Below are 12272 nucleotides of genomic sequence, written 5' to 3'. Positions count from 1 at the left end.
CTGTGTGGACACTACGAACAAATAAGTTCTAAATCGTATAAGGAGGTGATCCAGCCCCAGGTTCCCCTAGGGCTACCTTGTTACGACTTCACCCCAGTCATGAATCACTCCGTGGTAAACGTCCTCCCGAGGGTTAGACTATCTACTTCTGGAGCAACCCACTCCCATGGTGTGACGGGCGGTGTGTACAAGGCCCGGGAACGTATTCACCGCGTCATTCTGATACGCGATTACTAGCGATTCCGACTTCATGGAGTCGAGTTGCAGACTCCAATCCGGACTACGACGCACTTTAAGTGATTCGCTTACTCTCGCGAGTTCGCAGCACTCTGTATGCGCCATTGTAGCACGTGTGTAGCCCTACACGTAAGGGCCATGATGACTTGACGTCGTCCCCACCTTCCTCCGGTTTATCACCGGCAGTCTCCTTAGAGTTCTCAGCATTACCTGCTAGCAACTAAGGATAGGGGTTGCGCTCGTTGCGGGACTTAACCCAACATCTCACAACACGAGCTGACGACAGCCATGCAGCACCTGTATCAGAGTTCCCGAAGGCACCAAACCATCTCTGGTAAGTTCTCTGTATGTCAAGTGTAGGTAAGGTTCTTCGCGTTGCATCGAATTAAACCACATGCTCCACCGCTTGTGCGGGCCCCCGTCAATTCATTTGAGTTTTAACCTTGCGGCCGTACTCCCCAGGCGGTCTACTTAATGCGTTAGCTTTGAAAAACAGAACCGAGGTTCCGAGCTTCTAGTAGACATCGTTTACGGCGTGGACTACCAGGGTATCTAATCCTGTTTGCTCCCCACGCTTTCGTACATGAGCGTCAGTGTTGACCCAGGTGGCTGCCTTCGCCATCGGTATTCCTTCAGATCTCTACGCATTTCACCGCTACACCTGAAATTCTACCACCCTCTATCACACTCTAGTTTGCCAGTTCGAAATGCAGTTCCCAGGTTGAGCCCGGGGCTTTCACATCTCGCTTAACAAACCGCCTGCGTACGCTTTACGCCCAGTAATTCCGATTAACGCTCGCACCCTCCGTATTACCGCGGCTGCTGGCACGGAGTTAGCCGGTGCTTCTTCTGTCAGTAACGTCACAGCTAGCAGGTATTAACTACTAACCTTTCCTCCTGACTGAAAGTGCTTTACAACCCGAAGGCCTTCTTCACACACGCGGCATGGCTGCATCAGGCTTGCGCCCATTGTGCAATATTCCCCACTGCTGCCTCCCGTAGGAGTCTGGGCCGTGTCTCAGTCCCAGTGTGGCTGATCATCCTCTCAAACCAGCTAGGGATCGTCGCCTTGGTGAGCCATTACCTCACCAACTAGCTAATCCCACTTGGGCCAATCTAAAGGCGAGAGCCGAAGCCCCCTTTGGTCCGTAGACATTATGCGGTATTAGCAGTCGTTTCCAACTGTTGTCCCCCACCTCAAGGCATGTTCCCAAGCATTACTCACCCGTCCGCCGCTCGTCAGCAAAGTAGCAAGCTACTTTCTGTTACCGCTCGACTTGCATGTGTTAGGCCTGCCGCCAGCGTTCAATCTGAGCCATGATCAAACTCTTCAATTAAAAAGTTTTATGTCTTTCGACAGCTCAATGAATTCTGAATTTATTTAATATCTTTCGATATTGAATTGACTGTGCTGCAATTCCTACCGAAGTAGTTATTGCTGTTGGTCACTCAGTTTCAATTGAGACTCTAAATTTGTTTGCCTCACTTAGTAAATTAAGCTTGGCTGTTAGAACTCAATCTGTACGAGTGCCCACACAGATGATTGCTTTATATTGTTAAAGAACGCTGCGATTAAAGCGTTAAACTTTATCTCGCTAGGGCTGCGCATACTACGCTTTCCTATTTTTTTGTCAACACTTAATTTTGTTAAACTTGAAAGTTTTCAAAACTAAGTTTTACTAGACTCACTGAGTAGCTCGTGCCTCGCTATGCGTTGGCGTTCCCCGTCTCAGTGGGGTCGCATTATAGGGCGAATCGATTTTAACGCAAGCGTTTTTAAACGCTTTTTTGCATTTAATTCTTACCCCAAAGATACCCCACCCAGAAACACAGGATACCCACAAAACCCTGTGGATAACCTTGCTTTTACCCTGCTATCCTAACGCAGAAACAAAAAAGCACCTTAACATTGGTGCTTTTTATAGAGAGTTTATCTTAATCGTTAATACAAAATGCTATAAAGCTTGCGACGATATTTAGCAGCTAGCGCATCGCCATCAGGTAAAGACGCAATAACAGCCAAGAAGTTTGGCTTAGCCTCATCAAAATTCAGATCTTTCTTAAGAATAGTAAAGAGTGCTTCTAATGCTTCCTCTTTCCTTCCTGCTTCATTAAGTAGGTTACTTAGTTCCATTTGTAATTCAAGCTCATTGGGATGCTTGGCTACTCTTTCTTGCAATGCTTTTATTTCAGGTGAATCAGTTGCCTCTAGCGCAGCCTCACATTTAGCTTTAATGTTATTGAAGTATGCATCTTGATCTTGTGCTTCTATTGTCTCTATTAATGCAGCGGCTTCATCTAGTTTGTGAATCTGTATACATATATCTGCAAGCACTAATTTAATTCTCGCATTACTACTATCTAACTCATACGCTTGCTTAGCATAATTAAACGCGGCATTTAAATCACTATTAACCAGTGCTTGCTTGGCTTGCTCTAATAATAGGTCTTGTTGCGCAGGTAAGTGTTTAGATAGGACATCACGTACTTGGCTTTCTGTTTGTGCACCCGCTAATACATCAACTGGAGCTGAGTCTTTTAATAACACTAAAGTAGGCAAGGTTTGTAAACCTACTTGCTGGGCAAGTTGCGAGGCCAAAGCTTGCTCTGCATCACAATCTAAGTTTGCTACAACTATATAGTTATTATATTCGGCGGCTAGCTTATCTAAAATAGCTGCTTGGCTAATACATTCTGGGCTTTGAGGCGAAAAAAAGTTAAGTAATACTAACTTTTGTTGTGATGTCTCACCTAATACTTGCTGAAGGTTTTGTGCGTTAAGATTAACTATATTGCTCATTGAGTTATTGCCATGTTCATCTATTTAGGTTTTTATATGGTGATGAAGATAATAATTACAAGACATGTGTCTAAATCATTTAAGACACGCATACAATATAAATGAGGGAAATATGAAATTAGTATATGCGAGTGCACTGTGTTTATTAGTTAGCCCATTATTAAGTGCGCAAACACTTAAGCTTGATCTTAATAAAAGTATGCCAGCAATAGAAAAGCTTTATCTAGATTTACACCAGTCACCTGAACTGTCTTATCATGAGCAGCAAACAGGTAAAAAAATGGCTTCGCAGCTTCAAAAGCTTGGGTTTGATGTAACCAATAGCGTTGGCGGTTATGGCGTCGTAGGTATATATAGAAATGGCCAAGGCCCCACCGTTATGATTCGAACTGATACTGATGGCTTACCAATCACAGAACAAACAGGAAAAGCATACGCATCAACTGTTACCACACTAAATAAACAAGGTAGCAAAGTCGGTGTTATGCATGGTTGTGGTCATGATATTCATATGAGTTCATTTATAGGCACCGCGCAACAACTAATTAAAAATAAACAGTCGTGGCAAGGTACTTTAATGATGGTTGCGCAACCGGCTGAAGAAGTTGGGGGTGGTGCAAAAGCAATGCTTAGTGAGGGGTTATTTAGCAAATACGCAAAACCCGATCATATTATAGCTTTACATGTTAGTGCTAGTGTACCTGCAGGAAAAATTGCTCTGAAAAATGAGTACACTATGGCAAGCGTCGACTCAGTTGATATTTCAATAAAAGGCAAAGGAGGCCATGGAGCCTATCCACATACGACTGTTGACCCTGTTATTATTGCTGCTCGCACCATTTTAGCATTACAAACAATTACGAGTCGGGAGTTATCTCCTCTTGAACCATCAGTGATCACTGTTGGATCTATCCATGGCGGCTCAAAACACAATGTAATTTCTGATGAAGTAAAGCTACAACTTACTCTGCGTAGCTATAACCCGGAAGTTAGAAACGCGCAAATTGCTGCGATTAAACGTATTACTGCAGGTATTGCACAAAGTGCAGGTCTAGAAAAAGCGCTCTACCCAGAAGTGTATGTTCATGAAAGTGAATCGATTCCATCTACTTACAATAATCCGGAGCAAACAAATATAGTTAGGAGTGCCATTGCTGATGCAATTGGTGTAAAAAATGTACTTGAAACTAAAGCTGTTATGGCTGGTGAAGACTTTGGACTATATGGTAGAACAGAAGAAAACATCCCCATTACTTTATTTTGGTTAGGCGGAGTTAACCAACAGCAATATACAAATGCGATGAAAAATAACGAAACACTCCCTTCATTACATTCAAGTAAATTTGCTCCCGATTATAAAGTAGCGCTTCCAACAGGAATAACTGCAATGAGCAATGCCGCTGCGGCATTATTCAATCAATAATCTTCAAGGTTATTTTCAAGCCCTGAGTTTAATTTACCGCAGGGCTTTTTTTGTAACTCGACTTTTTATACGGCGCTTTCTTTGTACGTTTAGCAAAACGCTTCTTAGGCGATGTTTTTGGCAAATGTGCAAATACATTACTATCGCAGTTAGTTGCTTGGCTTACAAAATTAGTTAAATCAGCTAGCAAAGGCTGTATAAATTGCTGATAACTCATTGCTTGCTGAGCGATATCTCCTAAACTCGACTCCCATTTTGCAGTTAAATCGGGGCTTGATAACCCCTCAGGTAATACACTAATTAGTGCCAGACCTGTTTCAGTTGCTTTAATTGCTTTTCCTTCACGTTTTAAAAAGCGACGTTTAAATAATAGTTCCATGATACCTGCGCGAGTGGCTTCAGTACCAAGGCCATCTGTCTCTTTTAATATTTTTTTTATTTGCGAGTCTTTTACATAACGGCTAATTCCCGTCATAGCAGCAAGTAAGGTTGCATCGGTAAAATGAGCAGGAGGAGTTGTATGCTTTTGCACCACCTCACCTTTAGTACAGGTAAGTACCATGCCTTTTTCCAAATAAGGCAACGTTGCTTCTTCTTTAAGTTCTGACTTACCCATAAGCAATTTAAAACCCAAGTCTACATCTTGTTTTGCATTAGCTTTGAATAAACCACCCGCTATAGTTACCTCTACCTTGGTTTCGTTATAAATGTAATCGGAATAAAACTGAATTAAATAGTGTCGACTTATTAACTGATAAATTTTTTCTTCATCACTTGCTAAACTCACAGTTTTTAACTGTTTAGCTGTTGGTACAATCGCGTGGTGAGCTGCTACTTTTGAATCGTTAAAACATTTACTTCGTTTTTTTGCATCTGCTCCATTAACAAATTCTGCTTTTTGGCCTCCATTTACTGCAATCGCTTTTAGTATCGCAGCTGCATCTTGGTGATGATCTTTTGGTAAATAACGATTATCTGAGCGTGGGTAAGTAATTAACTTATGACGTTCATATAAAACCTGGCAAATATCGAGCACTTTTTGCGCTGGCAATCCGAACGCTTTAGCGGCATCTATTTGTAAAGCAGACAAATTATAGGGAAGCGGCGCGGTTTGTTTTTTTTGCTTTTGCTCAAGAGCAGTTACGCTTGCTGGTTGATTAGCGATACGTGAAGTTACATTTTCAGCTAAAGCTTTGTTAAGCACTCTGCCCTCTTCATCTTGATAAGGTTCGCACGCTTTACTTGGTATCCACTTAGCAGTAAATGATTGCTCCTTAGGTGTATCAAGGTGAGCAAGTACTTCATAAAATGGTTTTGATACAAAATTTGCTATCTCGTTATCGCGATTAACTACTAGGCCCAAAATGGGTGTTTGCACTCGTCCAACCGACAATACATTACCAAATCCCGCTTTTTGCCCCGCTAATGTGTATGCACGCGTCAAGTTCATGCCAAACAACCAATCAGCACGAGACCGCGCAAGAGCAGAAACACTCAAAGGAATAAAGTCACGGTTAGCACGCATACTATTTAGTGACTTTTTAACTGCCGTTAAGTTTAAGTCACAGATCAGTAAGCGCTGAATATTTTGCTTTTTTGCTTGGCTGATTTTTGCTTGTTCTATTACTTCATCAACTAATAACTGGCCTTCACGGTCAGGATCGCCAGCATGTACAAGTGTTGTTGCTTGTTTGATTAGCTTTTTTAAAATAGTGAGTTGTTTACGAGTTTTAGGCTTTGCTTTAAGTTGCCAATGTTCTGGCACAATAGGTAAATGTTCAAACTGCCACTTTTTAAAACGCTCGTCATAGTCATCGGGTTCTGCTTGTTCGAGCAAATGACCTATGCACCAAGATACACAATCACCATTCGCTACCTCAATATAGCCATCATGCTTTTTATGCGGTTTAGGAAGTGCGTCTGCAATAGCGCGACCCAGCGAGGGTTTTTCAGCAATATAAAGTTTCATAACCAAAAGCTCTAACACTGTTCATATAAACAGTAGTCTAGCATATCATTTTAAAACGAGGGGTGTTTTTGTAGTTATTAACTTAAAGCTTTATTTCGCTTATTAGCAAAAATATATAAAAGGGGAAGATAACACACTACAATAGTGCCAATATTAATTAATGGCAGCAAAGTTTTATACATATAAGTGCTGTACGATAAATCCCAAAGGTGACGGTCAACTAGACGAAACAACTGCAGGATGGGTGCACCAATAACCACAAGTTGGCCCAGTACGCATTGCCACAAATGCAGTTTATCTTTCAGGCCCAAATAAGCAATCAGAGCCATCCACGCTAAATCATTAAATGCCCAAATTATATAACGATATATGTAGGTACCGTCATCAAACTCTTTGATTGATGAATGAATTAAAGCACCAAAAAGAAAAAAAGCGGCTGTTAATAAAGTAAACCTTAAAGCACAAAAATCTTTTCGTAAATAAAAAACAAAAATAGCTGGGCTCAAAAAAAGCATCCAGCTACTGTTTGTAATCTCTAAGACTTTATCAAACCAATCAGGCATGATTACTTAGTAAAATTCGTTTTTTTATCATCGTCATCGCCATTTCCATTACCAGGCATACTACAAAACTTATCCAACATATTCACTCCAGTTTAATTACATCTGTTAATAAAGGTGTATTCTATGCTAAAAAAGTAACAAAACCAATAAATTCTATCTAATATCAATAGGATCTGATTCTTTCGCCTTGCCTTGTAAAATTGATATTTCTACCCGGCGGTTACGTCTTCGATCTTCTCGTGAATCATTCGGCACTAAAGGTCTGGTTTCTGCACGCCCCACGACCATCATTCGAGTTTTATCAAAACCCGCAACTTTTTGCAGCTCACTTGCTACCGCAACAGCTCGTTTAGAGGACAAATCCCAGTTATTAATATAAAGCTCATTAGAGACTTGGAAGTCATCAGTATGACCGGAGACGGTGATCTCCCCGGGAACATCTTTTAGTAACCGGCCAATATCTTGAATGATAGGTTTAAACTGGGGTTGTAAAAACGCACTGCCCGATGGAAACGAACCATTTTCTCTAATACGAATAATGATTTGCTGACCTAATGACTCAAGCTCAATAGCTCCATCAATAATTTGCTTTTCAAGCTGTTGTGCAATTTTTTTAACTAAGTCATTTATTTGCTCTTGATCAGCAGCAGAAACTGAAGGCGCTGAAGCTACTTCTTCAGAGGTGCTGCTAGACTCACCGCCTCGTTTTTCGCCTCGTTGTTCTTGGCGTCCGCCAGCAGAGCTTTCATCGCCCGCCTGAAACTCTAGCATTTGCTGAGTCATTTCAACTGTTTGCTGCTGAATAGTTTCAATGGGGGTCGGCTCAGGCTTACCTGGAGTAAACTCCATTGCAATAACCGAGGTGCCTTTTGGGATATCTTTAACTTCAATTTTATTTTGCACACCAAAAGCAAACTTCATAGAACCTGCAATTTGCTTAAATTTAAGCACATCCATTTCAGAAAACGCGAGTAAGAGTACAAAAAAGCACATTAATAGCGACATTAAATCGGCAAATGTCCCCATCCATGCAGGTAACCCTGGGGGTGGGCATTTACACTCTTCATCAGACATAACTATTCCTCAGTGTTTACCGCGCGTTTAGACTCAGCCAAATAATTTTTCAAGATCCCCTCAATTACTTTAGGGTTTTGGCCATCTTGAATGCCTAATACTGCATCCAAAATAAGTCGCTGGTTCATTGCTTCTTCGTCTTTACGCAATTCAAGTTTTACCTGAATAGGAATGGCGACAACATTCGCCAAAAATGCCCCATACAACGTTGTTAACAAGGCTACAGCCATTGCTGGGCCGATTGCTTTTGGGTCATCCATATTTGATAACATAGCCACCAAACCGATTAATGTACCAATCATCCCCATTGCAGGAGCAATATCACCTAACGATTTAAATAAGCTTGCGCCCATTTCATGGCGAGTTGTAGTGAGGGAAATATCTTTTTGTAATGTAGCGCGCACTACATCTGCATCATGCCCATCTACGAGCATATCAACGCCTTTGCGCATAAATGGATTTGGAATTTCAGCCTCTTCCAATGCTAAAAACCCGCCTTTTCGGGCAGAATCTGCTAGCTCAACCGCCTTTTCAATTAAGGCTTCAGGGGGTTCAATTTTAAACATAAACGCTTTAGCACAAACCTTACCAATGCCTAAAAATTGCGACATAGTAAAATTGGATAAAACGATAAAAAGGGAGCCACCAAATACAATAACCACGGAAGGGGTATTGTAAAACATACCGACTTCGCCGCTACTACTCATAAACATGGACATGACAATTAAGCCAATTGCGCCAAGGATCCCAATAATGGTTGCTAAATCCACATTCCCTCCAAAGGTTTTATATTTTTTCTTCGCAAGCGTTGTTATTAAATGTATATCGGCAAGATACTGAAATACTTAAGTGATTTTTATGATAAACGATAAAATTACGATTAGTCCTATTTTAGATCAACATAGGTAATCAATCTAACTAATCAGAATTTATAATTTAAAAAATAACGCTGAAGCGCAGTAAAACCCAATTAACAGCATTTATCTATCAAAAAAACATAACATTCTTTGACCTAGTTTAGCATTCCCCCTAAAATTGGCGTTTAAATTTATTATGTAAGTTGAAAATAAAGATGGCGACTAAAAAACCTGAAAATTTAAGTTTCGAACAAGCACTAGAAGAACTAACAACAATTGTCAGTGAAATGGAACAAGGTGATTTATCGCTTGAACAGTCTTTAAAGCAATTTGAGCGCGGCATTGCATTAGCCAGTGCGTCTTCCGGTAAACTTCAACAAGCCGAGCAAAAGGTGTCGATATTAATGGGTAATGACGAAAAAGCACCGCTTACTCAATTTAATAACGATATGGAATAATTGTGAGCATAAAAGAACAAATAAAGCTTGCTCAAGATGATGTAGCCAATACTCTCAATCTTTATTTCGAACAACCTCTTGAAAGCGACAACACCATAAAAGAAGCCACCCATTATAGTTTAATGAATGGCGGGAAAAGATTGCGGCCCTTTTTAGTTTATACCACAGGTAAAATGTTAGGTGCTGACAAGCGTGATTTAGATGTACTTGCAGCAGCGATAGAATGCATTCACAGTTATTCATTAGTGCATGACGATTTGCCCGCTATGGATGACGATGATTTACGTCGTGGCCGTCCTACATGTCATATTGTCTATGGTGAAGCACAAGCTATTTTAGCAGGTGACGCACTGCAAACCTTAGCATTTGAGCTTATTGCTAAGCACACATTTAAATGCTCAACAGAAGCTCAGTTAAAAATGATTGCAGAATTAGCCCATGCTTCAGGCTTGCAAGGAATGGTTGCCGGACAAGGCCGCGATATTGCAGCAACAGATAAAGTTATTACGGTTGATGAATTAGAACGTATTCATAAACTTAAAACCGGCGCATTAATAAATTGTGCGATTACTTTGGGCGCACTTTGCGCTCCTAATATTAGCCAACATACTTTAGATAACTTATCTACTTTTGGGTATGCTATTGGGCTGGCCTTTCAGGTTCATGACGACATTTTAGATGTTGAGGGCGACACACTGACTTTAGGTAAGCCTCAAGGGTCAGATATTGCTGCTAATAAAGCGACATACCCCGCTTTATTAGGTATGCTAGGTGCTAAGCAAAAAGCACTAAATTTGATACAGCAAGCCCATGAGGCGTTAGCCAATATTGACGCAGACACGACCGACTTAGCGGCATTGGCAAACTATTTAATTGAACGTGACCATTAAACATGGCTAAAACGTATTAACTCTTAGAACAAAATTATTACTGAATATTAGTTTACCTCTTAAATCTAACTTTTGAGGAAAGTTAATATTAGCGAAGGATATATAAAAAACCATGACACTTGATAGCAGCAAGTATCCATTACTTAATTTGGTGAACGAACCAGTCCACTTGCGAGACTTAGCACAAGATAAGCTTTCTGCATTTAGCCATGAATTGCGTGATTACTTACTCAATTCAGTATCGCAAAGTAGCGGCCATTTAGCGTCTGGTTTAGGAACCGTAGAACTTACCGTTGCATTACATTATGTGTACAACACTCCCGACGACCGTTTAGTTTGGGATGTAGGTCATCAAGCCTACCCACATAAAATACTAACGGGACGTCGTGACCAAATGCACACCATTCGTCAAAAAGATGGATTGCACCCATTTCCATTTAGAGACGAAAGTGAATACGATACGTTTAGTGTTGGCCATTCAAGTACCTCTATTTCAGCGGCGCTGGGTATGTCTATTGCTGCGCAAAAAGAAGGCAGAGGTCGTAAAACAGTGGCGGTGATAGGCGATGGCGCAATTACCGCAGGTATGGCCTTTGAAGCGATGAATCACTTAGGTGATGTTAAATCAGATATGTTGATTATTTTGAACGATAACGAAATGTCGATTTCTGAAAACGTCGGCGCGTTAACCAATCATTTTGCGCGTATTTTATCAGGTAGCTTTTATACCAACATCCGCGAAGGCAGTAAAAAGCTTCTTTCTGGTGTACCGCCGGTAAAAGAACTTGCCAGCCGTATGGAAGAGCACATTAAAGGGATGATGATCCCGGGTACTTTTTTTGAAGAATTAGGCCTAAACTATATTGGTCCAATTGATGGTCATGATGTGAATATGCTGGTTGATACGCTGCGTAACATGCGTAACTTAAAAGGCCCACAACTTTTACATATAAAAACCCAAAAAGGCAAAGGTTACAAGCCCGCAGAAGCCGATCCGATTGGTTATCATGGCGTACCAAAATTTGATCCTGCGACTTCAAGTTTACCGAAATCTAAACCAAGTGCAGCGACTTTCTCAAATGTATTTGGTGATTGGCTTTGCGATATGGCAGAGCAAGACAACAAGTTAATGGCAATTACTCCTGCGATGCGTGAAGGTTCGGGAATGGTGCGCTTTTCTAAAGAACACCCAGAACAATATTTTGATGTGGCAATTGCTGAGCAACACGCTGTAACCCTTGCTGCAGGTTTTGCTTGTGAAGGGTTAAAACCCGTTGTTGCTATCTACTCTAGCTTTTTACAACGTGCGTATGATCAACTAATTCACGACGTTGCATTGCAAAACCTACCGGTATTATTTGCTATTGACCGCGCAGGTATTGTCGGAGCTGATGGTGAAACTCACCAAGGCGCCTATGACCTAAGCTTTATGCGCTGTATTCCTAACATGGTTATTATGGCACCTAGCGATACTAACGAATGCCGTCAAATGCTATACACTGGCTATCAAGCCAATTGCCCAGTAGCTGTGCGTTACCCGCGTGGCAGTGCGGGCACAGCAGAGGTTAAAAGCGCTATGCAACAGCTCGAAATTGGTAAAGCTAACGTAATTAAACAAGGTGCTAAAGTAGCTATATTGTCATTCGGTACCTTGCTTGAAAACGCCCAATTAGCCACTGATGAGCTCAATGCCACTTTAGTTAATATGCGATTTATTAAACCACTTGATACTGGTTTAATTGATGAACTTGTCGCTAACCACGATATCATTGTAACACTTGAAGATAATGCAATTTCTGGTGGTGTAGGTTCGGCAGTTAATGAGTATTTAGCTACTCAAAAAGCGGCTGTAAAAATACTTAACTTAGGTATACCGGATGAATTTATTAAACACGGTACTCAACAGCAAATGCACGATGAAATGGGGTTAGGTGAGCAAGGTATATTAACCTCAATCAAAGCATTTATGAGCTAATACTTATAGTGTTTAATAAAAAAGGA

9 protein-coding genes and 1 rRNA gene are annotated in these 12272 nt (G+C 41.0%); 4 read left to right on the top strand and 6 right to left on the bottom strand.

Features of this window, described 5'->3' with window-relative positions:
- Window positions 1–38 precede the first annotated feature (38 nt).
- Both FHG08_RS07405 and FHG08_RS07400 read right to left on the bottom strand, forming a co-directional pair.
- A 16S ribosomal RNA gene (locus tag FHG08_RS07405) occupies window positions 39–1574 on the bottom strand.
- Between the two features lie 605 nt (window positions 1575–2179).
- The gene (locus tag FHG08_RS07400) at window positions 2180–3037 is read right to left on the bottom strand and encodes a tetratricopeptide repeat protein (protein WP_138605123.1); all 858 of its coding nucleotides are present in this window, start codon (window positions 3035–3037) and stop codon (window positions 2180–2182) included.
- A 112-nt stretch (window positions 3038–3149) separates the two neighbouring features.
- On the opposite strand from FHG08_RS07400, the gene FHG08_RS07395 reads away from it, so the two are divergent.
- A complete protein-coding gene (locus tag FHG08_RS07395) occupies window positions 3150–4460 on the top strand; it encodes a M20 family metallopeptidase (RefSeq protein ID WP_178955265.1) in 1311 nt (436 codons plus the stop codon).
- A gap of 28 nt (window positions 4461–4488) precedes the next feature.
- On the opposite strand, the gene FHG08_RS07390 is transcribed toward FHG08_RS07395, so the two are convergent.
- From FHG08_RS07390 to pomA, 4 genes are all read right to left on the bottom strand, one after another.
- The gene (locus FHG08_RS07390; RefSeq protein WP_178955263.1) at window positions 4489–6429 is read right to left on the bottom strand and encodes a DNA topoisomerase III; all 1941 of its coding nucleotides are present in this window, start codon (window positions 6427–6429) and stop codon (window positions 4489–4491) included.
- A 77-nt stretch (window positions 6430–6506) separates the two neighbouring features.
- Window positions 6507–6992 (bottom strand): hypothetical protein, encoded by a 486-nt coding sequence (locus FHG08_RS07385; protein WP_178955261.1) that lies wholly within the window; start codon window positions 6990–6992, stop codon window positions 6507–6509.
- Between the two features lie 153 nt (window positions 6993–7145).
- A complete protein-coding gene (locus tag FHG08_RS07380; protein ID WP_010390949.1) occupies window positions 7146–8066 on the bottom strand; it encodes a flagellar motor protein MotB in 921 nt (306 codons plus the stop codon).
- Between the two features lie 2 nt (window positions 8067–8068).
- Window positions 8069–8836, bottom strand: a complete 768-nt coding sequence (gene pomA / locus FHG08_RS07375; RefSeq protein ID WP_010390948.1) for a flagellar motor protein PomA — start codon at window positions 8834–8836, stop codon at window positions 8069–8071.
- A gap of 302 nt (window positions 8837–9138) precedes the next feature.
- On the opposite strand from pomA, the gene xseB reads away from it, so the two are divergent.
- From xseB to dxs, 3 genes are all read left to right on the top strand, one after another.
- Window positions 9139–9381, top strand: a complete 243-nt coding sequence (xseB, locus tag FHG08_RS07370) for an exodeoxyribonuclease VII small subunit (protein WP_138605171.1) — start codon at window positions 9139–9141, stop codon at window positions 9379–9381.
- Between the two features lie 2 nt (window positions 9382–9383).
- Window positions 9384–10271 (top strand): (2E,6E)-farnesyl diphosphate synthase, encoded by an 888-nt coding sequence (ispA, locus tag FHG08_RS07365; protein WP_138605173.1) that lies wholly within the window; start codon window positions 9384–9386, stop codon window positions 10269–10271.
- A 112-nt stretch (window positions 10272–10383) separates the two neighbouring features.
- Window positions 10384–12246, top strand: a complete 1863-nt coding sequence (dxs, locus tag FHG08_RS07360) for a 1-deoxy-D-xylulose-5-phosphate synthase (RefSeq protein WP_178955259.1) — start codon at window positions 10384–10386, stop codon at window positions 12244–12246.
- Window positions 12247–12272 lie beyond the last annotated feature (26 nt).

It is taken from the genome of Pseudoalteromonas sp. Scap03 (assembly GCF_013393115.1).
In the GTDB taxonomy this organism is placed as follows: Bacteria; Pseudomonadota; Gammaproteobacteria; order Enterobacterales; family Alteromonadaceae; genus Pseudoalteromonas.
This window is presented reverse-complemented; position numbering and strand designations above follow the sequence as displayed.